Below are 22651 nucleotides of genomic sequence, written 5' to 3'. Positions count from 1 at the left end.
AGGGTTATTCCTCTATAGTACCAGGCCTTCAGATTTTCAGGATTAAATTCGGCAGTTTTAGTAAAAGCCTCAAGGGCTTCCTCATTTCGTGAGAGCTGTTTTAAAGCAAGCCCACTGTAGTACAGAGCACCGATGTGCTTTTCATCTTTTCTGAGCACGCCGTTAAAAGCCTCAAGAGCCTTCTCTGGCAGGTTCAAATATCCTAAGGTAAGCCCTTTGAGGTATCGGGCAGGAATATTGTCAGGATCAAAATTAAGTGCCATTTCAAAAGCTTGAAGGGCTTCTTCCGGCCGGTCCATGTAACGAAGTATATTTCCCCTGTACTGCCAGGCGACGCTATCCTCAGGACTTACCTCAAGTACATCGTCGAAAGCCTCAAGCGCTCTCTCAAAGTTTTTCTCTGCCCCTATCTGGTTTTTCAGGTTCAAAAGAGCAAGGGCTTTACTGTACCAGGCTTTGGCATAAAGAGAATTCATAGGCCCTCGGAGATCTTTGAGTAAAATTTGGTTAATTTTAAAATTCATCTAAATATATATGATGTCTATTATAAATATGGGCACAGAAGATAGTTACTGATTTAGGAACTTGAATAAATTAAGTTCATTTCCAAAGATAAAATATCCTTAGTCAGGTATTTTTAAACTCTATTTACTTTTTTAATAAATCTCGGAGATTAAAAAATAGTATGGTATCTCCAGTTGTGCTAGATTTGCTACTTATATCTCTTATGGGACGAGCATCCTCAAGATTAAAAGGAGGCATCTCTGGATAAAATTCTACAGCAGAGAACGTGGGCGATTGAATCTCTATAGATATATCTTTTCCTGCAATGCGAGTTATTGAAGGAGAAATGAGAAGAAAAATTAGAGCTATTTCAGCTAGTAAAAACTGGTTTAAATTCTCTTTAACATCATTCCAAATAGCATATACCATTAACAAAAGAATAAGAACAAAAATCAATAGGAAAATTATGCGTTTATGCCATTTATATAAAGGCGAATAAAGCCACCAAACATGCCACGGAGGTTTTATCTGGTAGGTCCAGATATTTCCTAGCAGTTTCTTTGCAACTTGCTGTGTATTTGTTAGTGAACTATTAAGGGAAATAAATTTTATCAACTTCTCATTACATAGCTTTAGTTTATCATATACTTTCAAAGGCTCCCATATTATCACAGTCCCCCGTACTATCCAAGGCTTGCGTACTATCCAGGGCTTCTCTTTTTCCATTCCTAAGTTAACACAGTCGATGAGTTTTTCTTTGGCTTGTAAATAATTTCCCATTTTACAGTAACATATCCCCAAAAAGTAAAGAGCATAAGCATCTACCCTGTTATTCTCATGAGATTTTATTTTCTCCAAGTCCCTAACAATAGTAATGAGTTCTTCTTGATATTTTCCAGATTTCTCTCCACAATTATATTTTGCTCTGAGGTATCTAGCATACGCATGCCAGAGAAGATATAAAGAAAACGTATTATCCCATTTAATAGCCTGGTCAAAAGATTCCATAGCGTCTCTATAATTATGTTTTTCAATGTCTATCTGACCTTTAAGGCACCACCCCCATCCCATTCTACGAGCATATCTATCAAACTCCCGAGTACCACGTCGAAGTTTCTCACCTGTCTGCTTTATATCATAAAAATCATTATCTTTAGTATTTTCTTCTATTTTGGGGTATAAATCAAGATAATCCTTTATTTGTGAATATGCTTCATCCAAGTTCCTAAAACTTAAAAGAAGCCATCCTAAATTATTGCGTGTGAATAAATCAGATTGATCTGTACTTAGAGCTCTCTGAAATGCTTCTTTTGCTTTTGTTGGTTCATTAAGCCTATAAAGCACTATACCTTTTAGATTTAGAATCTCAATATCATTAGGATTTTGCTTCAAAGCTTTTAAGAAGCATTTATATGCTTCTTTATAATCATTATGCGAGCCCAGTTTAAAATGTGAAAGTCCTTCCATACTCAGTGCATCAAAAATATTATTTTTTTTGTATTTTTCTTCATCAGTTTTTTTCGTAGTTATCTTCACCATTTTTTTCTTAGACTTTCCTTCGTTTTTAAGGGCTTTTTTAAAAGCTTTTATTGCTTTGGGGTATTCTTCAAGAAAATAGTAAGCCATACCTTCATTGAATCTTATGTTATAGGCTTCCGGAGCTAATTTAGTAGCTTTATCACATGCTTTATATGCTTCTTTTACCAATACGTCACAACATCTCAATTTAGCTAGTAATATTGCTTTATAAATATAGGGCAGAGGATCTTCGTTTTTATCATTTTCCTTCACTTTAATCGCTCTATCGAACATTTCACACGCTTTATCGTACTGCTTGCACTCGTAGTAAATTAAACCGGCACTTTTTAAAGTATCTAAAGTCTCTGAATCCTCAGGCTGAGGATTAATTATACTAAATGCTTCTATTGCTTTATCATATTCTTTAAGTAAATAATAGACAATACCCAGTTTTTTTAGAATGCTATTATTTTTTTGGTTTCTATTTTCATCTCTTATTTTCTCCAGTTTTTCTTTAGATTTTTTTAACATATCTTCTGCATGATTTGGTAAAATACAATATCTCTTCTGCAGTTCTTCTTCAAATTTCCTGAGAGTTATTCCTGCAAAACATAGTATTTCAGCAGCGTGTTCAGATCTTTCAGAGAGAAATGCAGTACTTACTGCATGTTGAGTGTGTTTCTGACAAGTATTTAAAATATCTAAAGCTTGACAAAAAGAATTATACGCTTCATTGTATTCTTCGAGGAAATAATGTGCTATTCCCTTGAACTTTAATGCTTGAATTTGATTTTTATTATATTTGGAGGACTCTTTTTTAAAAAATTTTATAGATTCTTTATACTGCCCTTTGAAAAAATAATTATAACCTATGTTATAGTTATCTTTTGCATCTAACGGATTCATATAAACACCTTGAGGATTGTAATATATGTTTATATGCTGAGATATATATTAGAGATATTATAAAAGACATCAGAAACTATTTTTCTAAAATTAAATATATTTTGTAAAAAAATAATGATTAACCTAATGTTATTACTGAAAATTAGCCATAGTACACTAGATTTTGAAATCATGAAGAATTTTTAACCTTTTGAGCCTATATAGGAGAACCTGAACTATAATACTGGAAGTCTTTGGAATCCAACCATTTAAAAGTCCTTAACCTTAATTTTTACATTAGAGATAGCCAATATTTACTTTCATTTCTTCTTTTCCGGCGGCAATCTGATAATGAATCTAACATTTTTCAAGGTCAGGTTACTGATGATAAGGGGCTTTTGCTTTAATCCTTCTATTTTCAGGCTTTCTATGTGCGCATCCTTTATTGTAATAGTTTTAGTTCTTGCGTATTTCTCAGACATTTTTCATCTCTTTCTTGCATTTTTGGCGTCAAGTTCATAAATATAATATTCCAAAAATAAATTAGTTTCCATCCACAGATCCAATTTTGAGAATTAGATTCTGGTTTTCCAATTTTTCGGCGCAGATGATCAGAAAGCTTGAATGAGGCAAAGATGAGAAAATGAAAAGAACCACAGGAAAATCCCTGCGGTTCGGGTTGAAAAAGAGTCAGATAAATTCTTGAAATGGGTTACTTCTTGAATTCTGTATAGCCGCACTTTCCGCAGGCGAGGCGGTTCTTGTGATCGGCGAGGAATGTACCTGGTCCACATCTGGGACAGAACTGTTTAATTCTGGTTACGGAGTCGCCCTGGACTTTATAATAATCTTTTACTGCCATGTATATGCACCTCGCTTAAGCCTCTTCTCCCTCGGTCTCAGTTCCTGGAATAGCGTTTCTCTTCAAGACGTATTCCAGCTCTACCTCCTTCATGCGATCAGCATTCTCGTAGAGTTTGGCATAGCCCTTGCCTTCCTGTACTCCGTATTCGGTTTTGATTCTCTGGATTACCAGCAGTTCAAGAGGGGCGTTAAGCATTGCAGCGAGTTTATTCTTTATGTCATTTCTGGAAGGAGTCGAACCTTCATATTTCACAATGAAATCCAGTTCCCTTCGATTTAAAAGTGAATTATTCTTGTCTTTAAGAATTCTTATATCCATCTAAAATTCTCCGTAGCTTGTCCAATTCGTAATTCTGATTTTTGCTGATGAGTTTCTCAAAGAGAGTTCTGATCTCCCCTTTTTTTTCCTCAGTGACCTTCACAAAGACCACACCCTCATCGGGCTGTCCATACAGGACCACAGCATCCAGAGGGGCCAGAAGTATTACAGGAAGGGTTGCCAAATCCTCTTCTCCTCTTACAAAGATCCTAAGAGGTTTTTCGGAAGCAAAAGCTTCACAAAGGGTTTTAATCAACTCATCGGTAATAATTCCTGCAGGGTTGTCCACAGATACTTCGTCGTAAACTTTGTCCATATTCCGGGCTGAGACATCACTGGAAACCGGTTTCCTTTTGGTGCGGTTGTCCACAATACAGATGTCTGGAATAATCCCGGACTCAAGCAGGTGGAAAGTAGTAACATCACCTACGGATATAAGTTTTGTGGGGCTTCCAAGCTCCCCTGCAAACTTCTCAATAGTATCCTTGCCCCTGCCTCTGTAGAGTTTACCCAGAGGTTTCTTCATCAGTGGACGAAGTTCTCTCGGAAGCTCAATATGAACACTCAAATCAGCGCACCTTCAGAGCAAATTTATCCGGAATGTCAACCCCAAGCTTTTTTGCTATTTCTGAGCGTTCAGCGTCCAGGATAATTACAAGCCCACTCCATTCCTCCGCAAGGTCCGAAGTCCCGCAGATGGGGCAGTTTTGCCCTTCCAGGACTCTCATGCAGTGTCTACATACTTTTTCTGCCATAAAAACCTCTTCCTAATCAGGCGGCTCCTTCAGTAATAGCTTCATGAGACTGCTTCTTTTTACGAGCTTCTTCTAGCCACTGCAGCTTTCCAAGAGCAGTCTGACGCATGGTAAGGCCTATTTTGCTTTCCTTAGGTTCTCTTTCGTTGATGCTGACAGCAACAACCCTGGCTCTTACATGGTCACCTTCAGCAATGGATTTGCCTCCATTCTTTGTCACAAGCCTTGCGTTCTTGGCGTCATATGAAATAAAGTCATCCGTAATCTGGCTGACGTGAAGCAATCCGTCCATTGGCCCCATACCTACGAAAACTCCGAAACCAACGGCCTCAACAACTTCACCCTCAATAATCTCCTGGAGTTCAGGCACGAACATTATTGCTTCGAATGTTACATCATAATATACTGCCCCGTCTCCTACGAGGATGTGCCCTTCCCCTATCTCGACGATCTTGCAAATCGCAACGAGGGAACCAAGTTTTTTGTCAACCTGCCCCTCAAGTTTTTCTCTTAACGCGTTTTTAACAGTTTGCGCCACCTCTTCCCCTAAAAGGGTAGGAGGAATACGAACAGTATCAACGAGCTTCATCATTTTATACATCTGCTAATCACCCGTAAAAACAATTAATTTAATGCTGCCCGGTAAAATAACATGGTTCAGACAAAATCCAGTTTGTTTTTCTGGCGTAAGGATATGGTTTGGATTCCTTTTTCAGCAAGCCTGCGCTTCAACCCGATATCATTTGTCAGGACAGCTGCTCCCATTTCCGTTGCTAGCCTGAGAATTACATCATCTGCAGGGCCTACAGCAGGAGTTATACGCTCGCATCTGTCCATCATGGACCTGGCAACCTTTGCAGCCGTTCTGTCCGAACCTCTTTCCCGCTTTATGAGTTTTTCTATCTCGAATACTACAGCCTCAGGCACAAAAAATTCGTCAAATCCCAGCCTTTTAAGTTCTTCAAAAATATCTACTCCGAACTGGACCGGGATCATGAACCCATTAGTATCGATTATAACTTTCAACTCTTAATTACCCCTACTCCAATAAGCCGCCACCGAGAGTCAATTCTCCTGCTGATAGCAACCCTTGATCCGATAGCTGCACTAATAGGGCGTTTAAGGGCAACCTGTGCTTCATTTTTCCTGGCACTTGTAACCACTCCAACTGTGGTTGCAGTTCCTATATTGAGCATGAGAGGTTCACTTGTCTTTATTTCGTTGATTTTTTCTTCCCTTGTAACTCCTACTACCCTATCGAGCAGGTGTAATTCCATGACGAACTGGTGCCTAGTGTCGGGAAGGGTCCCAGGTGCGCCTGCAATCTGTCCTGTTAAAGAGTCACCTTTTGTCAGGGTAGGGTCAAGATGAGTTCCAATAGCCAGAAGACCTCCAGGAGTTGCTTCATCCACCTTTGTCGTGCCTGCAAAGATAGATGAAATCGTTGTTAAAATCGGAACCCATCGTGTAACGCCTTCGGTTGTAACCTTAATTCCTGGCCTTATTTCCAGCTCGTCTCCCGGATGAAGGGCTCCTTCAGTCAGAGTTCCTCCGATAACTCCTCCGCGCATTTCATCAATTGAAGCCCCTGGTTTGTTAATGTCAAAAGAACGGGCAATCAACATGCTGGCAGGCTTATCCATTTTATGGACAGGAGCAGGAATCACGGTTTCCAGAGTATCGATAAGGACATCAATATTGATGTTCTGCTGGGCAGAGATCGGGATTACAGGAGCATTTTCTGCGACCGTGCCTTTAACAAATTCCTTTATTTGATGATAGTTCTCGAGAAGGCGCTCCTTAGATACAAGGTCGATCTTGTTTTGTACTATCACTATATTTTTAATCCCTATAATATCCAGGGCCATAAGGTGTTCTTTTGTCTGGGGCTGCGGACAGTCTTCGTTTGCTGCAATTACCAACACTGCACCGTCCATAATCGCAGCGCCTGAAAGCATAGTCGCCATCAGAGTTTCGTGCCCAGGAGCGTCTACAAAGGACACAGTCCTGTGCTCTTCTGTCTTTTCTCCACAGTTAGGGCAGGTCTTTTCTACTGTGTAACATTGGGGGGAAGGACATTTGGGACACTTCATGAATAGGGAGTCTGCATACCCCAATCTGATAGAAATCCCTCTTTTTACTTCCTCACTATGTGTATCTGTCCAAAAGCCTGATAGGGCTTTAACAAGTGTAGTTTTTCCATGGTCGACATGGCCCACCATGCCGATATTAACACAAGGCTGACTCAAGTTGTAATTTCCTCCAGTAAAGTGAAGTGATCCGATATAAGGCAGGTCTTTATCCTAAACCTGAACCATAAAATTTGGAATTAATTTTTCCAGTAGGTCCGCAGATTCCAACCCTTAACTAATCTGGTCTGTAATTGAAATGAAACATATAAACTAAAATGGGATTTGGGGAGCGAAAATATTCTCCTGCCCATTCCTTAATCTGGATTTCCGGGATTGAAAATCCGGGTAAATTCTATTATTATGTTTTTTTATCGCTATTTAAGGCTTGCAGATTCAGGCGATACTTTTAAAGTTTACGGTATCCTGCATAGTCAATATCTACTAATGCCGGAAAGCCTTAATAAATTTATGTGACGATAGCGTCAAGTTTCTCCAATTCCAGTGCACGCCTGATCTCAAAGGCCAGTCTTCTTCCGGTACTCATTGGTTTTCTCCAGAGCGAGTTGCCGTAAGAATGACCTACTGACATATGCACATTGGTCCCACCACCTACTCTTGGGGCCACATCATAAATGTAGAAGTTAAGATCTTTATCAACGCAAGTCTGCAAGCAGAAAGGCCCTATGATCCCAGGAGCATAGTGTTCCTGAGTAGCTTTTACATATTTTTCCCCCATTTCGAACACTTTCTCAAGAAGAGACTCGCGAAGGGTTGCGGAATTATGCCCGCAGACCGTATATTCGGGGGTTAACTGGCTTTCAGCCAGGGCCATTTGCTGAGGGGCAGGAAGCCTTACATGTCCATCAAGGCTGGTCTCAAAGCGCCAGTCAATTCCAAGAAGTTCCAGCTTACTCATTTTCGGTTCGATTGGAGAGTAGAACATATCAAGGTTAAACACAGGACCTATAATATAACGCTCTATTCTTGCGTTTTCAAGAGCTTCCTGAGTAATAACTCCCTGTCTTATAAGAGCCTCGGATTTCTCTAAATATTCCTTATAACTTGAAGCGGTAAAAAATCCCCTTTCGAGTTTTTTTACGGCATGAGGGAGCTTGACCATTACAAGTTCGTTAATATCCTTTGGAGACTCTATTTTTTCAGGGAAAGGAAGTCCTGCTTTTTCCAGAATCCAGTAATAACTCTGCTGCTCACTCCGTTCCTCGCTTCGAAGGAGGTTCCTGCTTCCTACGAGAGGCACTCTGAATTTTTCTTCGATCTCATCTATACTGCAGTAGGAGGTAAAGGAACGATTAGGGACAAAAAGTACATTTTCATCAACTAGTTTCGTCTGGTTTTCAGGCAGGAGAATCTCGTTATATTTTTTGAAAACAACGGTCTCGTCAACAATCCCCCTCTTTACCTTCCCATAAATGTCTCTCTGGGCCCTGAAATATTCACTATACGTTTTTTCCCTGCCAGCTTGGCAGACTGCAAGAGTCCTGAATTCCTCTTCAACTGCCCCGTCGCAGATGTCGAGCCCTGAATGAGAGCCTATAGTTCCGATTTTTATCTTATCAGCGTGAGTATAATAGCCTTCAACGATTTCCTTAATTTCTTTCCTGTCAATCATATTTGATGTTCCTTGGCTTTGGAAATAATCCTTTCAATGAGATTGATAATCGGTATAACTTTTCAAACCTGCTACTTAAGTAGAGATTCCTCAAAATGCAAGTCTTGTGACTATTTGCCAGGTATTATGAAGTAAAAATCCTGATAGGTTTTCCCCATTAACGGCTTTACCTATTAAATCCCTTCCTAATATAAGTAATCATTTATATAATGGAAGGAAAACCAGAAAAGCTCTAAAGCCAGGAAAAAGCAGCCCAGAACAGATATCTGAAATATTCCATTGGTTTACGGGCCCTGGTTTTCCATAATTTTTGACGCTTTTTTAAATAAAACTCAATATAAAAGGCGTAATAAAAGCCTCAATTATAGCTGCAACCAGAAGAAGAGGCAGGATCCAACGGAAATAAAATATGAGTCCTTCTTTAAATTCTCTTTTGATCTGGGTAGGTCTGCCTATAAGGGCAGAAAATACCTGGTATCCGAGCCGAAGTCCTATGGCCGCGGCCAGGAAGACCATTGGCAGTTCCACTATCCCGTGGGGGAGAAGAGCAAGCAAAATGAAGAGCATACCTTTTTCCTGGGCTACAAGATAAGCTATCACTCCCACAAGATATCCATTGAAAGCGATAAAAAGTACTGGAAGAACGCCCAGCGCCAGCCCAAGTACCAGGAAAAGCAGGCTTACAAAAGAATTGTTAAGAAAGATTACGAGCATTATGAGAAGAGGATTCATCGTCATAATTGGTTCAAAGCGAGAACTGAAACTTTCTCTGAGAGAATCAGCCATAGAAGGGAAATATTCAGCTGAAATATAACCTGCAACTAAGGATCCAAAAAATACAAAGCTGATAATAAGTATATACGGCCAGATAAAACGCACATATCCAGTAAACCCTTTTTTCGGGTCTTTTCGGATATTGCGCCAGGTGTCTGCTGAACTGCTCCCGGGAAAAAAATCATTCTCCTCTGCAGCATATCCCCTGTTTTCCATATTCTCTTCAGGAGTTCCTGCCATCTGTACTCCTGCTCTTATCTCTTCTGAATTATGATCGTCCTCTCTTTCCATACCTACCCCACCAGTAATTCTGATTTATTAATCCTGATCCAAATACATATGGCGCCTGTCAAATATCTTTTTCTTAGATTCCCAACATCATCCGGATCGTATTCCGGGTTGCAGGAGAAAGCCCAAGGATCAAAATGACCATTTTGATTAACACTTTCAAATTCAAGGAGCGTTCGTCATCCTCAAACTGGGTGTCAAGCACGTAAAGAACCCCTATGAAGATAATAAGCTTCAATGGATACATAACCAATGCGGTGCCAGTCAGATCGATAAGATAGCTGGGCACTACGTGTTTTTCATAGTATCCAAGCGTATCTATTCCTATGTACGTTGAAGAAGCATCCATCAGTTGAACCATCAGGATAGAAAGGTTCAGAGGATCGGTAAATATAGAAGACTTGAAATGGCGAGCAATTATATAAAAGATAAATGTCAGCCCTGTTCCTGCCCCGAGTACAAATAAGGGAACGTAAGGGGCCACTATATTCTCGAAATGCAGGAGTGTAACAAGATTTACGAAAAACCACAAGAGTCCGAAGCTTGCAAAAGTTAGATGAAAATCCTTTACCAACCCTGCTTTCTGAAGCCTGATGGAGATCCAGAGGCAGCCTATGGTTATCGCAAAGACCAAAAAATAAATATTGGGAGTTATGAGAAGATAGCTAAATGGCGGGTGGACAATACCTGCAGGAGAATCTTCAAGTACGCGCAGAGAAGAACCTGCAAGTACGAAAGGCAGAACAGATGCGATAAAGCGCGGAGTTATTTTTACCTCAAGCTTTTCGAGCAGCTTGAAAATTCCAAATATGCAAATACCCAGTATTACTGCCCAGGTAAAGGTATTTACAACATTATACCCTTCATCACCTCTTATGGGCTCAAGATAATAGGTATTAATAAACTGTGATATTTTATCTATTAAAAAACTCATCTTATCACTCATTCGAAATGGCAATATCCTAATACAATTAAGTATACTATGTATACAGCGAACTTACTTCCTTAATCAAGAAGGTAATCTTCTTCTCCAGTGCGCAATGTTCGTTCTAATATATGAGATTTCTTTCCGGAAGGTCTTATCCCAATAAGCGTTAAAGATATTATAAATATTGAGCTTAGTATATTACTTTATTTTTATAATTATCCGTATAACTCTAGCGTTATAGTCATACATATTATAATGGTATAGAGATGGAATTTAGAATAATGTAGACACAAAAATTATTCTGATATAAACACGGAAATGGTCTTAAATAAGTTCTGAATAAAAGAATTATGAAATATGATAATTCAGAATTAAAATATACTTGAAACATATTCCATACTTAATATAAACAATTATCTAATGAGTTAACATATTAATAATAGTACCTAATATGCTGCAGTCTGCTGATAATCAAAATTCATGACTTTGTACGTATATTGGGGTTTATAAGAGCCAATTTACCATCTATCTTTATCGAATAAATGATGTAGGTATAAAATTGACAATCGACAAAAACAGCGCAAAATGGATGCAGCTTCCAAGAGATGTACTTGTCGGGCATGGTGTGCTTGAGGAAATTGGAGATGTCTGCAGTGACCTGAAACTTAAAGGAAATGCGCTGATAGTAACAGGAAGTACTACAAGGGATATAGCAGGCAAGAGAGTCAGTAACCTCCTTGAAAGTGCAGGCAGTAGCACGGAAACAATCCTAACCTGCAAAACTACTACGGAAGAGGTTGAAAAGGTTATAGAGAAGTCACTTGAAATGGAAGCTAATTTTATCCTTGGAGTTGGAAGTGGTAGGTCTATTGACCTTGCAAAACTTGCCTCGACCCGGCTTGAACTTCCATTTATTAGCGTGCCTACTGCAGCTTCTCATGATGGTATTGCATCTTCCCGTGCCTCAATTGTCGATAATGGAAGAAGTACATCTGCACAGGCCCAGGCTCCTATTGCCGTTATTGCAGACACGCAGATTATATCAGCAGCTCCTTTCCGTTTTCTTGCGGCTGGCTGTGGAGACATAATTTCCAATTATACGGCAGTACTGGACTGGGAACTTGCAAACAGGCTCAGGAATGAATATTTTGGGGCATATGCTGCAGCTATCTCCCGTATGGCTGCCAGGGTTATTATAGATTGTGCAGATTCGATCAAGCCCGATCACGAGACTTCGGCAAGACTTGTGGTAAAGGCCCTTGTATCGAATGGGGTTGCGATGAGTATTGCAGGCTCTTCCAGACCTGCTTCAGGTTCGGAACATATGTTCAGTCATGCACTTGACAGGATAGCCCCAAAACCCGCACTCCATGGAGAACAGTGTGGAGTTGGCACAATTATGATGATGTATCTCCACGGAGGAAACTGGCAGGAAATCAGGGATGCCTTAAAAAAAATAGGGGCTCCTGTAACTGCTGAAGAACTGGGGATAGAAGATAAATATATAATCGAAGCCCTGCTACATGCACACAGTATTCGCCCGGAACGTTATACAATTCTTGGGAGCGGCCTTACCCCTTCCGCGGCTGAGAAAGTTGCAAAAATCACAAAGGTCATAAATTGAAAAGTTATTCTTATTCAAGCTAAAGCCAAGAATCAATGTTTGTTTAGGATATCAGAGTTTAAAGCCAAGTTTTGTAAAGGAATCAGCAATCCATATCTGGTTAAAAAGAAATCGGTTAATCCAGAGCCATTTAACTTCCAATCAAGTAGTCACTGAATTTCCAATTAAAGTATTATCAAAATTGAACCTGATAACGAGTTGCAAACTATCTCGGGATAAGCTTCAGGTATCCCCTGAGAAATGGGGCACAGGCGCGAAAAATAATTAAATGGAAGAATTATTATGACAGAAAGCGATACCAAAATAACACTTATCGGATCACGGCTTGCAAGGGAAGGGCTGGAATTCATATTTAAAGGTGAGATGCCAGAATGCAAGAAATGCCGGCTGAAAAATACCTGTCTTAACCTTGAACCCGGACGCAGGTACAAGATAGAGAAAATTAGAAGCAAGGACGTCCACGAATGTTTCTTGCATGATAGCGGCGTACTTGCTGTAGATGTGAGCAGGGCACCTATCCTGACTACGATGGAATCAAGAAAAGCAATTGACGGGGCAAAAATTATGTATGAGCCTCCAAAATGTGTCAAGAGAGAGTGCGGAGTGTATGAGATCTGCCACCCTGAAGGGCTTTCAAGAGGGGATAAATGCAAAATCGTAGAGGTTCTCGAAAGCCTTGATTCCAAGTGCGAAGCCAACTATTCCCTGAAAAAGGTGAAATTATCCTGGTGAACGTAAACGAACACATTTTAGTAATAGTAAGATTGATTATCATTAAATAAAAAAGGTTAGAAGCGGTGTTATAAGTGCCTGAACAGGAAATGAACCAGGTCCCCTATGAATTTTATACCCAAAAGCGCTGGGAAAACTGGCTCGGACGGGCAAGAGAGAGCGGTTTCCAGATAAAGGAGTCAGAAGAAGAAGCTGGAAAGGAAAGTGCCATATTCGTGAATATGGTTGATGATGTTATCCTTGCCTGCCTGAAAGTAACTGCACGCTTTGATAAGGGCATGCTCTCCAAAGAAAAATCTCTGCAGATCCTGGCTGAGATCCGGGACATTGTACTTTCCGAGGTCGAGCCAATTTCTGAAGATATCAACCTTATGATCGATTCCATCCAGACCTCTCTCATGGGAGTTATTGTCGCCTTCGAATGCTACATCCTGGGCGACTATGATGAGGAAGCCGATATTGTAGAGATTGTAAAATCAGCCATTGAGGCAGAATCCTCAGACAACCTTGAGCTTGCCCTTGACTATACTGCACAATGCGGTGCGCTCGTACTTAAAGGGAAAAGCCTACCTGAAGAGGTTATGGCTGATCTTCCCTACGGCATTGTCGCTGAATGGCTTGACGGAATTGATTCTATCTCGGCTGCCATGGTAGGAAGTGACAGCTACAAGGAATTTGATGAAGAGGACGAAGAAGATATAGTCTAAATAATTCCTGTACAAACAGAGGACTCCGTTTCCGATTTCTCAGGAATACGGAAGCCCTTTAAAAATTTGTGAAAATTAGTTAAAAAATGGATATCATTGAAAAAATAATTAAAAATTAAAATATTAAAGGTATTTCCATCTTGGATACTTATGTCTCGAGTTCTTAGGCTTCAACTGATTTTTACTACTTTGCTTTATGTTTTTCAATCACTTTTTCATATACTTCAAGAGTTTTTTCAGCTATTATCTTCCAGTTATACCTCTTTTTAAGAAGATCGTAACCTTTTTCTCCCATTCGGTTGTGGCCAAGTCCTTCAAGAACGTAGTTGAGCCCCCAAGCGATAGAAGATGGCTCCTTATGAGCAACAACGCCTGTCCTGAAATTTTCCACAAGGGCAACAGCATCGCTTGCAACGACTGGTTTTTTTGCATCCCAAGCCTCAAGCACTACAATTCCGAAGGGCTCGTTCCTACTGGGCACGCACACAAGATCGCAAGCATTGAACCAGTCGATTACGGTATTATCAGGAGCGTATCCAAGGAAGTTGCATGAATCTCCTATGCCAAGCTTCTGGGCTTGATTTTCGCACCGCGAGCGCATATCCCCTTCGCCTATAAGTACAAATTGGGCATCTCTTTTTTTCAGGACTTTAGCCGCAGCTTCCACAAGCAGGTCAGGTCCTTTTTGATAGGACATTCTTCCCGTGAAAAGAACAACTGGGAGACAAGGATGAATGCCATAATGCCTTTTTACGTCTCCTGGATCTATTTGTCTTTTTATTTTACCCACATTTATACCGTTAGGAATTTCCCACAGCTTGTAATCGGGAATTTTGTAGATATGCTTAATTTCCTCCTTCAATATAGTCGAGGTCGTGATAATATCCGAAGATTCGTAGCCTCCAAGCCATTCCCTGTGCGAGATTTCCTTTGCCTCCCACCAGTCTCCATGACGATTTCCATTACGTCCCCATTCCGTACTATGGAATGTCAGCACAAAAGGTAATCCAAACTGGGCTTTTATCCTGCAAAGAACATTTACGGGGTGCCAATCATGGCCATGTAGAACATCAAATTCTCCTGCACTTTCTCTTACTTCAAGGAACCGGCAATACATACCATCACACATCCGGTCCATCTGTTCTATAATTCCCCCACTTTGATCGCAGGCAATCTTGTGATAATAGACCCCGTTTATTATCTCATCTTTGTTTTCACGGTCTCGTGTAAACATGTGGACCTCATTTCCCTCTGCCGCAAGAGCATCAGAGAGTTCAGATACATGAGGTGAAATACCTCCCACACGTATCGAATACAGACTTTCCCAAGTAAACATTCCTATTCGAATCTTTTTCATAAGCTCACTTATCCCTTTTTGTCAAAATGGGAGTTAAGGAGTAAAAAGAATGCAGGCTCCCCCTTGCCTTTCTAATAATTACATTTTTTAGTTTGCTGAATTCAGCTGTATTAATTAGGTAATCAGTTATATTAATTAGGTAATCAGCTATATTAATCAATTTTATTAATCCCAAGTTTACTGAACTTAGGTCATTGCAGTCTTTCCTAATACTATGCTCCTTAATCCTTCAATCGGCTATATAAAGTCAAAAAGGGCATAGTTTTGATTATATGATATAAAAATGGTTTTCACGTTAAGGATACAGATTTTATACTTCCCTAACTTTATTCCTTTTTAATGGTAGATAAACATATCTGTTAATATTTCATACAACTTTGTCTAAAAATTTAATAACTGTTCTCAGCTTTTCTTTTTGAGTTTATTTTACAGACTTCATTCTATACTCATAAAATCTCCCTCAAATAATAGGCTGCCCTTTCCGGAGAAACCGTATTGATATAAGTTCCTGTACCCAGTTCAAAACCTGCGTTAACGGAAATTCTCGGGAACAACCTGATGTTCAGGTGATATTCAGGAGCTTCGGAGAGCTGGTAAAACATATAGTTGAATGCTGGATTTCCGAGAACTCGTCCGTAACTTTTGAGAATATTTTTAAGGATATTCCCTAGAGCAAAAAGTAATTTATCACTGCAATCTCCAAGATAACTATAATGCTTTCTGGGAAGAATCCATACTTCAAATGGCCCCATTGAGGAATAAGGAGTAAAGGCTATCCATTCGTTATTCTCAAATATCAGACGGGGAGATGCCTTTTCCATATCAAAGATAACACATTATGGGCATATCTCTTTTTTACTGATAACCTCCAATTCCCTTGCCAGAAGAGGGGGGCAAAACGGAAGGGCAAGAAGCTGGCTATGAAGGTGGTTAATCGAAGCCCCTGCTTTTTTCCCAGAATTTTTGAACAGGGAAACATAGCGTATCTTTTTACGAGTGGTATAGCTGCATGTACGGTCTCTATAAACCTTCATAAGTCTTGAGATTTCAGAATCGGAAAAGTCATCGAGCCGTCTCCCATGCAAAGGCGATTCTACGATGATTTCATGAAAACCATATCCAGATTCGACTTCTTGACCATTTTCCTGCTTCTCCGGAGATTCCGGAGCTGGCGAAAAGACAGGATAAAGATTCGGAAAGCAGCGAAAATCCCAGTTGCGTACCCTTTTTTCAGGGTTATCGGAATAGATTTTCCCACTTTTATATACAGCAGTAGCAAGCGGAGTGTTTTCCTCGGCACCTCCGCAGAAAAGACAGGTTTCAGAGTCGTTTTTTCCATGATCTTTATCTGCGACTGCAAGGTCCGAAGGCCTTTTAGCTCTTTCTTCAGCAATTATACAGTACTCGGAAAGAAAGTAATGCTTTCTGATTTCTGACATTTTAGGAAAACCTCATTAGATCTTGTTTCCTTATTCAGAAGAATTAAATTATCCTCTTATTCACTGCCAGCATCATTTTTCTTCTTTACAGAATCGGGCCCCACTTATAAGTTCATAATATTGTTCAGTAGGAACTTCCCAGTCCATATCTTTTGCAAGGAGGAAGGCTTCCCTACAGAGCAATTTGTACTTTACCCTATCTTCTATAAAATTCCGTGTAAAATAGCTGACTGCCAAGGCATAATCAAGGACTGTTTCGTAGTAGGAAAGATTAATATTGTCTACTACTATCACTCCTCCAAGTACTTCTTTAAGAGACTCAATGGTCTTTATGGCGTCACTGAATCCACAGACCCGGCTTACCACGCTTGGGGTCCCTTCTTTTCCGGCTTCAAGCCCTGTGAGTAAGAAAGGATCGTAGCGCGATGGAAAAATGCCTGCACAACAACCTGCCATAAACTCCCCGACTTCCATGCCCAGCCCTCCATCGGAGCTTGAAAGGATCTGGGGATATAGAAGTGCTGCAACCGAGCGTTTTCCCCTCACCATTTTCGAAAAATCAAGTCCCTTTTCCTCGATCATCTGCTGAATTCTCAGCTCGCTTCCTACAAGCACTTCTTTTGGCAGGTTCACAGGAAATCCCAATGGGAGGTTCCTTTTGGGCCCTTCTGCCGTAACAAGGAAACAAATTACCCTGATTCCCTCCTGCAGATGTCCTTCGAGAATGCTGTTCTTTATTATATGCTCAAGATCAACAAGAGAATCCAGAAGGTCAGGATACCCTTTATTTTCCACTTCCAGACGGGAGATTGTAAAAATCGGGATTATTTTTTCAGGTTCTATCCTTTCCCCTCCATGATATTTGTACAGATTTTCGGAAAGGAATTTTCGTATTCGTTCAAGAGAACTTTCTTTCAGGTCCCAGTCTATTTTATCGGATTCTATAGTTATTCCATTTCGGATCACAATCCCGTTAATGCCGTAAAAGAGTTTGGCTTCCTGTCGAGTCGACTCCCCGACTGCAGTAACCGTATCGGCATATGAAGCAAGAGCCTCCAAAGCAGCCAGGTTTTCAGGTACGCCTGGAGGCCATGTTCTATCATTATTCCTTCTTTTCAGGATGGAATTATACCCTGCAGTCCTTCCGGGCAAAGTTGCATGCAGGGTTGCAACCGTATTTACAGGAATTCCGAGTTTCTTAAGCCTGGCTGGCGCATAAAACACCCCAAATTCGTGGCAGTGTAGAGATACACCGGGACAGGGAATGAAATCCTGAGTTGAAACTGCGCCGGAAGTTTCGGAATTTTCCGATGCTGTACTTATAAGGAGCCGAACAAGCTCAGAAATCGCATAGGAAAGGCAGAGGTAATGGGTATATTCAGGCCCGTTTGACATGTTCTCGTATCTCAGGGAATCAAGCCCGAGATGCTCATAGGCTTCAGCTTTTATCCTGCTTTCAAGGGTCATCTCTCTTCCCAGATATATTGAGCGGATTTTCCCAAAATCTGAGGTTTGAAACTGCAAATAGCCTATCTTCTTTTTTCCTACGAACTTGCTTCCTGTAAATACCTTGATACCTGATTTTTCAAGGGATTCAAGGCTTTTCTGGAGTTCCTCGCCAGGATTGAGGGAGTCAAACTCCCCCATATCCGTAATCCGGTTCAACCCCCTATTCCAGTCCGCACCCCTGTGCGCATAATAAGGGCCCACAACAAGGATCTCTTTGTCTTCTTTTGTATCGAGTTTACCAGAATCGAAAAGGGCGGCAAGAGTTTGTGCTTCTTCATGAATAACATTCCAGATTCCGCCCATTTTATTAGATTTAGGGCCTGCTTCCTCTCCGGCAATTATAACAAAATGTTTTCCCAAATCTTAATCCCCCAAGACCTTTTGCCGTTTCAGGTGTAATTTATATTTTTAATTCACCTGTGAATATTAAAATGTATCAATCAAAAGATAAATTTGTAAGGGATGAAGCATGCATGAAGAAACGATTGAAACTTGTAACTTCGGTCTGAGGGAAGAATTGGGAGATAGATAGAAGTTAAAGAGAAAAAGGAAAATTCCTTAGATCAAGGCCTGGTAGTAACCGTTCTTTTCCATGACTTCGACCGGCAGGGAAAAAAGTTCTGAGAGGTTTGCATCGGTCAGGATTTCTTTCTTTTCTCCGTCCATGAAGATTTTTCCATTTTTTATGAGGATTACACGGTTAATTTCGGGAATGATATCTTCAAGGGTGTGAGTAACGAGAATAATACTCTTTCCCGAGCCTGCAATTTTTCGGACACTTTCGCGGAAGCTGTGAAGGGCTTTGAGATCAAGGCTATTTGCAGGCTCATCTAAAATAAGGGCTTGTGGATCATGAACAAGGGCTCTCCCTATAAGTACCCTTCTGGCTTCTCCTGAGGAAAGTTCGGACATCAACCTGTCTGCAAGGTGGGAAATCTCAAGAAACTCAAGCACTTCCCATGCTATGGTTTCCATTTCAGGAGTAATTTTATGGTTATAATAAATTCCTATGCTGCTGAAAAACCCTGAAAGTACAACATCCAGAACACTTACTTGGCGGCAGTACGTCTGTTGAAGATCGCCGGAGACAATTCCCAGTAATTTCCTGAGCTCAAAAACATTCCAAGTCCCTTTGCCCATGATATTCAGAACAAGTCCATCTGCTGTTGCAAGAGGGTGATATTCCTTTGTAAATGTCTTGATGAGGGAAGATTTTCCCGAACCATTAGGTCCTATTATTGCAACATGCTCTCCCTGCTCAATAGACAGGGATATCGAATCAAGGATTTTTCTCCCGCTCCTGACAACGGTTACATTATTTAGTTCCAACAAGGAAGGAGAATCAGACTTCCCTAGATAATCCATGTTTTGAGTCATTTATATCATCTATCTGAAAATCTAGATAAAAATTTCACGAACGCTGTGAATTTAAGATTCTACTCATTTTTTCTATGAGCAAACTAGCCTATACTATTAATATTAAGTGTTTACAGCTAACTATTTCAAAAGGTAATAAAAAGGAAAATAAACCTGAATAAATCTATGAGTACAATACCTGACAAGCGTAACAAGTTCACTGATTATACTTACATCTTTTTAACACGTTTTTGTGCTCTGAATTATCCAAAGATTCTTTACAGGCCCTTTTTAAAAATTATTAACCTCTATTTTAGTTTCTTGTTTTTGTTTCTTGCGTTTATATAATCTTATAATATAGTTTTGCTTCTACTGAAAAACGGGGAAGTTCTGGGGGGTTCTTCGTTGGAAGCTTGCAATACTCGGGGTTCGTTCAGTTCCTACCTTTACGAGATACGTTTTATTATTCTGTTCTATGTAATAGGAGATTGGGCCTCTACTGTTTACGCCCTACCGAGTGGAACAGAATATAATCCGGTTCCTGCCATGATTCTGGAAAATTACGGGATTTATCATCTTCTACTTGTAAAAGTAGGGTTTATCTTCCTGCTTTTTTATGTAGCTCCTGTGATAAAAGCATCAAGAGAAAGATGGGCCTTTACAAAACATATCATAGAGTCCGTTGGTATTTTTGTAACCGTAAATAATCTTATGGTTATTTGGTATGGGAACAGCCTAGTACAGGCTATTGGGCTTGTCTGATCAGATCCAGGTATTCTGCATATTTATCCTTCTTTACAGGCTGATCTGAATTTTTCCAATCTGTATAACATTTTTTTCTTTCTGGCTTACCTAGTTTTCGCATACAAGAAACAGTCGTAATAATCTTCCCCAACACGATGGACTCTTTTCATAATTCCTTCTTTTTCGTACCTGCATTTCTGGGCCACTCGCTCGCTTGCAAGATTTCGTGTATCCATAAGAATAACAATCCTCTGTAAATCCAGTTTTTCAAATCCAAATTTTTCAAGCTGTCTTACAGCCTCAGTTGCAATCCCCTTTCCCTGATATTCCCTGTCAATAAAATACCCGATTTCTCCTATCCAGGGCCTATGCTGGTCAACCCTGATCCCACAGGCACCCACAAGTTTTCCGTAATAGAGAATGGAAAAATTGTGCTCAAAGTTAGCCTCTCTTTTAGCTTCATTCAGCTGCAGAAAATACCTTTCTTCTTCAAGAGTTTTTATAGGAAACTCAATGAACTCAAGGTTTGTGTGTGTAATTATGTCAAATAGACGCTCGGCATCAAAGAGTTCCTGAGGACGAATTTTTACTTTGGGCATAAACAGAAATTGAATTTCCCTCATGAAAAACTTTTTCAGAATCTGTTTTAATTTATCTTCTTTTTTATTTTCTCCGGAAGCTCAAAATAAAAATATGGTTAATATATAAATAAAAATAAATACACCTCTTATTAAATAGAAGAGTGTGGAACCTAATATTATACTCAGAATCAGAGAGGAACTGACCTTCAATGTAGATGAGAAAACGAAAGCCAGCTCTTCTCGTTTTTTTAAAGAAGAAGTCCGCTGCTATGGGGTAAAGACTGCAATTGTGGGAAGAATTGCGAAAAATTACTTTACTGAGATAAAGTTTGAAAGCAAAAAAGATATCTTTGCCCTATGCGAAGAACTCTTTCGGTCTGATTACTGCGAAGAAGCCTACATTGCAGCCGAGTGGGCCTACCAGGTAAGAAATGATTACTCTGAGGACGATTTCTTTACTTTTGAGCGTTGGGTTGAAAACTATATCAACAACTGGGCTAAATGTGACACTCTCTGCAATCATTCAGTGGGATCTTTTATAGAAAAATTTCCCAAGTATGTGGAAAATCTTAAAGCCTGGACCCAATCGGATAACAGGTGGGTAAGGCGGGCAGCCACAGTAACCCTGATCCTGCCTGCCCGAAAAGGCAATTTCCTTAACGAGGTTTTTGAAATCTCAGATCTCCTGCTCAAAGACAAGGATGACCTGGTCCAGAAAGGTTACGGCTGGATGCTCAAAGAAGCCAGCAAACTCCACAGGCAGGAAGTCTTCGAATATGTCATGAATAACAAAAAAGAAATGCCTAGAACCGCTCTCAGATATGCAATCGAGAAAATGCCAGAAGAGTTGAGAGCCAAAGCTATGGAAAAAAACTGGAAAAAACGAAGCTAAGTACGGGAAATTTTACAGAAGACCAAAAATGAAAAGATATTAAAAATAAGAGACGAAAAGTGAGAGGTAGAAGGGAGTAAGAAACTTTTCCGACACAGTACCCCCATACTGCATCTTTGCCCCTTACTCCCCGGGTGTTCCCCTTTATTCCTGTATCTTTTGCCTGCAATTCAATTCTGCAGGAGCTCTCATTCATACAATTTTGGTCTACGTTACAGTTAAAAGGATCTCTTCACAAGTATTTTGTTCTATTTACCCAGCTATGATACGAGTTTAACATTTAGAAACGTTTTAATAATAACGTTCTCTTCATCTTGATTTTTTAGAGATTACTTTAACTGCATAGGATTTTTAACACTTTCGTTATTAGTTTTTTGAGAAAAAATGTGAATGATTAAGGAGAAAAGTAAGAAAATAGGCTATTGAGAGTTTTATCCGATCAAGAAAGGCATTCCTTGATTGATCTGCCGAAATGATTTTTAAAGCCTCATTTTTAAAATCAAATTGATGCTATTCTTCCAGCATCCGTAATAATGTATCCGTTTTCTCCATCGGCTATATATCCCATTGATTTGAGTTCCCGAAGGTGGTTGTAAGTCATTCCTTTAGAAATTTCGGCAGTCGCCGCAATCTGGGTAACCGAAGAAACTCCTTTCTGGACCTCTTCAAGTATTAATTTCTTTGTTTCCGAGAGATTAAAACTCAACACAGGAAAATCAATCATGAAACTGTCTTCTTCGGTCACATATACAACTCTCTGCACCATATCGTTCCTTGCATAAGCTCCGAAAAGCGCTCCAAAAGCCTGCGGCTTCCGCCCACCGGACACATTTACAATTACCTGGTTGCCCCTGTCATGTTCCTGTTCAATCAGTTCAGCAACATCCTTTGCCACGCGCACTGTGTCATAAACAGATGTGTACTTTTTTTCAATCTCAAGCGCGTTTTTAAACGTTTTTTCGATCATTTCCTCAGACTGCATCTTCTTTTCAGGCGCCCCTTCCTCTGACAGCAGTATAATTTTTGAAGGGGAAAGCCTAGTCACGCAGATGATGACAGGCTCAAGGGAATAGATTGTGGAGATAAGTGTAAGCTTTGACATTAGATGCTTAG

The 22651-nt window shown here is 40.0% G+C and carries 25 protein-coding genes; 5 read left to right on the top strand and 20 right to left on the bottom strand.

Going from position 1 to position 22651, the window contains the following annotated elements; translation table 11 throughout:
- From BP861_RS05610 to BP861_RS05550, 13 genes are all read right to left on the bottom strand, one after another.
- Positions 1-476: tetratricopeptide repeat protein (locus BP861_RS05610; protein ID WP_292373399.1), on the bottom strand; the 476-nt coding region annotated here is incomplete at its 3' end.
- Between the two features lie 172 nt (positions 477-648).
- Positions 649-2928: a tetratricopeptide repeat protein gene (locus tag BP861_RS05605; protein WP_292373397.1), complete on the bottom strand. Its 2280-nt coding sequence runs from the start codon at positions 2926-2928 to the stop codon at positions 649-651.
- A gap of 299 nt (positions 2929-3227) precedes the next feature.
- Positions 3228-3389 carry a hypothetical protein gene (locus tag BP861_RS05600; protein ID WP_292373395.1) on the bottom strand — a complete coding sequence of 54 codons (162 nt, stop codon included), beginning with the start codon at positions 3387-3389 and terminating at the stop codon, positions 3228-3230.
- A 230-nt stretch (positions 3390-3619) separates the two neighbouring features.
- Positions 3620-3769, bottom strand: coding sequence for a 30S ribosomal protein S27ae (locus tag BP861_RS05595; RefSeq protein ID WP_048109017.1), 150 nt, complete (start codon positions 3767-3769; stop codon positions 3620-3622).
- A 15-nt stretch (positions 3770-3784) separates the two neighbouring features.
- Positions 3785-4090: a 30S ribosomal protein S24e gene (locus BP861_RS05590; protein ID WP_292373390.1), complete on the bottom strand. Its 306-nt coding sequence runs from the start codon at positions 4088-4090 to the stop codon at positions 3785-3787.
- On the bottom strand, positions 4071-4658 hold the full coding sequence (locus BP861_RS05585; RefSeq protein ID WP_292373388.1) for a GTP-dependent dephospho-CoA kinase family protein: 588 nt from the start codon (positions 4656-4658) through the stop codon (positions 4071-4073). The genes BP861_RS05590 and BP861_RS05585 overlap by 20 nt, the downstream gene beginning before the upstream one ends.
- A gap of 1 nt (position 4659) precedes the next feature.
- Positions 4660-4845: a transcription elongation factor subunit Spt4 gene (gene spt4 / locus BP861_RS05580; RefSeq protein ID WP_292373386.1), complete on the bottom strand. Its 186-nt coding sequence runs from the start codon at positions 4843-4845 to the stop codon at positions 4660-4662.
- Between the two features lie 16 nt (positions 4846-4861).
- Positions 4862-5446 carry a DNA-directed RNA polymerase gene (locus BP861_RS05575; protein ID WP_292373384.1) on the bottom strand — a complete coding sequence of 195 codons (585 nt, stop codon included), beginning with the start codon at positions 5444-5446 and terminating at the stop codon, positions 4862-4864.
- Between the two features lie 56 nt (positions 5447-5502).
- Positions 5503-5871, bottom strand: a complete 369-nt coding sequence (locus tag BP861_RS05570; RefSeq protein ID WP_292373382.1) for a DNA-binding protein — start codon at positions 5869-5871, stop codon at positions 5503-5505.
- Entirely contained in the window at positions 5868-7094 is a 1227-nt protein-coding gene (locus BP861_RS05565) for a translation initiation factor IF-2 subunit gamma (RefSeq protein ID WP_292373380.1), read from the bottom strand. The genes BP861_RS05570 and BP861_RS05565 overlap by 4 nt, the downstream gene beginning before the upstream one ends.
- A 349-nt stretch (positions 7095-7443) precedes the next feature.
- Entirely contained in the window at positions 7444-8607 is a 1164-nt protein-coding gene (locus tag BP861_RS05560; RefSeq protein ID WP_292373378.1) for a formate--phosphoribosylaminoimidazolecarboxamide ligase family protein, read from the bottom strand.
- Positions 8608-8928: 321 nt separating this feature from the next.
- Positions 8929-9672: a stage II sporulation protein M gene (locus tag BP861_RS05555; protein ID WP_292373376.1), complete on the bottom strand. Its 744-nt coding sequence runs from the start codon at positions 9670-9672 to the stop codon at positions 8929-8931.
- Between the two features lie 73 nt (positions 9673-9745).
- Entirely contained in the window at positions 9746-10603 is an 858-nt protein-coding gene (locus tag BP861_RS05550) for a DUF63 family protein (RefSeq protein ID WP_292373464.1), read from the bottom strand.
- A 547-nt stretch (positions 10604-11150) separates the two neighbouring features.
- On the opposite strand from BP861_RS05550, the gene BP861_RS05545 reads away from it, so the two are divergent.
- From BP861_RS05545 to BP861_RS05535, 3 genes are all read left to right on the top strand, one after another.
- Positions 11151-12221: an NAD(P)-dependent glycerol-1-phosphate dehydrogenase gene (locus BP861_RS05545; RefSeq protein ID WP_292373462.1), complete on the top strand. Its 1071-nt coding sequence runs from the start codon at positions 11151-11153 to the stop codon at positions 12219-12221.
- Positions 12222-12503: 282 nt separating this feature from the next.
- Entirely contained in the window at positions 12504-12953 is a 450-nt protein-coding gene (locus BP861_RS05540; RefSeq protein WP_292373375.1) for a UPF0179 family protein, read from the top strand.
- A 74-nt stretch (positions 12954-13027) separates the two neighbouring features.
- Complete coding sequence (locus BP861_RS05535; RefSeq protein ID WP_292373374.1) at positions 13028-13660, top strand: DUF2150 family protein; 633 nt, start codon at positions 13028-13030, stop codon at positions 13658-13660.
- Between the two features lie 184 nt (positions 13661-13844).
- Here BP861_RS05535 and BP861_RS05530 read toward each other — a convergent pair whose 3' ends face one another.
- The 5 genes from BP861_RS05530 to BP861_RS05510 form a co-directional block, all read right to left on the bottom strand.
- On the bottom strand, positions 13845-15017 hold the full coding sequence (locus tag BP861_RS05530) for a glycosyltransferase family 4 protein (RefSeq protein ID WP_292373373.1): 1173 nt from the start codon (positions 15015-15017) through the stop codon (positions 13845-13847).
- 446 nt (positions 15018-15463) lie between these two features.
- The gene (locus BP861_RS05525) at positions 15464-15838 is read right to left on the bottom strand and encodes a hypothetical protein (RefSeq protein ID WP_292373371.1); all 375 of its coding nucleotides are present in this window, start codon (positions 15836-15838) and stop codon (positions 15464-15466) included.
- Positions 15839-15853: 15 nt separating this feature from the next.
- Positions 15854-16456: a galactose-1-phosphate uridylyltransferase gene (locus BP861_RS05520; RefSeq protein ID WP_292373370.1), complete on the bottom strand. Its 603-nt coding sequence runs from the start codon at positions 16454-16456 to the stop codon at positions 15854-15856.
- 72 nt (positions 16457-16528) lie between these two features.
- Positions 16529-18325, bottom strand: a complete 1797-nt coding sequence (locus BP861_RS05515) for a glycosyltransferase family 4 protein (RefSeq protein ID WP_292373369.1) — start codon at positions 18323-18325, stop codon at positions 16529-16531.
- Positions 18326-18523: 198 nt separating this feature from the next.
- A complete protein-coding gene (locus tag BP861_RS05510; RefSeq protein WP_292373367.1) occupies positions 18524-19342 on the bottom strand; it encodes an ABC transporter ATP-binding protein in 819 nt (272 codons plus the stop codon).
- Between the two features lie 384 nt (positions 19343-19726).
- Here BP861_RS05510 and BP861_RS05505 point away from each other — a divergent pair, with 384 nt between their 5' ends.
- A complete protein-coding gene (locus BP861_RS05505) occupies positions 19727-20083 on the top strand; it encodes a hypothetical protein (protein WP_292373365.1) in 357 nt (118 codons plus the stop codon).
- Positions 20084-20169: 86 nt separating this feature from the next.
- Here the strand turns inward: BP861_RS05505 and BP861_RS05500 are convergent, their stop codons facing one another.
- Positions 20170-20664, bottom strand: coding sequence for a GNAT family N-acetyltransferase (locus tag BP861_RS05500; protein ID WP_292373363.1), 495 nt, complete (start codon positions 20662-20664; stop codon positions 20170-20172).
- Between the two features lie 145 nt (positions 20665-20809).
- On the opposite strand from BP861_RS05500, the gene BP861_RS05495 reads away from it, so the two are divergent.
- Entirely contained in the window at positions 20810-21538 is a 729-nt protein-coding gene (locus tag BP861_RS05495; RefSeq protein ID WP_292373361.1) for a DNA alkylation repair protein, read from the top strand.
- Between the two features lie 499 nt (positions 21539-22037).
- Here the strand turns inward: BP861_RS05495 and csa3 are convergent, their stop codons facing one another.
- Complete coding sequence (gene csa3, locus BP861_RS05490) at positions 22038-22640, bottom strand: CRISPR-associated CARF protein Csa3 (RefSeq protein WP_292373359.1); 603 nt, start codon at positions 22638-22640, stop codon at positions 22038-22040.
- Positions 22641-22651 lie beyond the last annotated feature (11 nt).

This window comes from Methanosarcina sp. UBA411 (assembly GCF_002495725.1).
Classification (GTDB): domain Archaea; phylum Halobacteriota; class Methanosarcinia; order Methanosarcinales; family Methanosarcinaceae; genus Methanosarcina.
This window is presented reverse-complemented; position numbering and strand designations above follow the sequence as displayed.

What these genes read in the sequence shown, in the direction of transcription:
- BP861_RS05605 (WP_292373397.1), bottom strand. Translation starts at nt 2,928, where the DNA reads ATGAATCCGTTAGATGCAAAAGATAACTATAACATAGGTTATAATTAT.
- BP861_RS05600 (WP_292373395.1), bottom strand. Translation starts at nt 3,389, where the DNA reads ATGTCTGAGAAATACGCAAGAACTAAAACTATTACAATAAAGGATGCG.
- BP861_RS05595 (WP_048109017.1), bottom strand. Translation starts at nt 3,769, where the DNA reads ATGGCAGTAAAAGATTATTATAAAGTCCAGGGCGACTCCGTAACCAGA.
- BP861_RS05590 (WP_292373390.1), bottom strand. Translation starts at nt 4,090, where the DNA reads ATGGATATAAGAATTCTTAAAGACAAGAATAATTCACTTTTAAATCGA.
- spt4 (WP_292373386.1), bottom strand. Translation starts at nt 4,845, where the DNA reads ATGGCAGAAAAAGTATGTAGACACTGCATGAGAGTCCTGGAAGGGCAA.
- BP861_RS05575 (WP_292373384.1), bottom strand. Translation starts at nt 5,446, where the DNA reads ATGTATAAAATGATGAAGCTCGTTGATACTGTTCGTATTCCTCCTACC.
- BP861_RS05560 (WP_292373378.1), bottom strand. Translation starts at nt 8,607, where the DNA reads ATGATTGACAGGAAAGAAATTAAGGAAATCGTTGAAGGCTATTATACT.
- BP861_RS05555 (WP_292373376.1), bottom strand. Translation starts at nt 9,672, where the DNA reads ATGGAAAGAGAGGACGATCATAATTCAGAAGAGATAAGAGCAGGAGTA.
- BP861_RS05550 (WP_292373464.1), bottom strand. Translation starts at nt 10,603, where the DNA reads ATGAGTTTTTTAATAGATAAAATATCACAGTTTATTAATACCTATTAT.
- BP861_RS05540 (WP_292373375.1), top strand. Translation starts at nt 12,504, where the DNA reads ATGACAGAAAGCGATACCAAAATAACACTTATCGGATCACGGCTTGCA.
- BP861_RS05530 (WP_292373373.1), bottom strand. Translation starts at nt 15,017, where the DNA reads ATGAAAAAGATTCGAATAGGAATGTTTACTTGGGAAAGTCTGTATTCG.
- BP861_RS05525 (WP_292373371.1), bottom strand. Translation starts at nt 15,838, where the DNA reads ATGGAAAAGGCATCTCCCCGTCTGATATTTGAGAATAACGAATGGATA.
- BP861_RS05520 (WP_292373370.1), bottom strand. Translation starts at nt 16,456, where the DNA reads ATGTCAGAAATCAGAAAGCATTACTTTCTTTCCGAGTACTGTATAATT.
- BP861_RS05510 (WP_292373367.1), bottom strand. Translation starts at nt 19,342, where the DNA reads ATGACTCAAAACATGGATTATCTAGGGAAGTCTGATTCTCCTTCCTTG.
- BP861_RS05500 (WP_292373363.1), bottom strand. Translation starts at nt 20,664, where the DNA reads ATGCCCAAAGTAAAAATTCGTCCTCAGGAACTCTTTGATGCCGAGCGT.
- csa3 (WP_292373359.1), bottom strand. Translation starts at nt 22,640, where the DNA reads ATGTCAAAGCTTACACTTATCTCCACAATCTATTCCCTTGAGCCTGTC.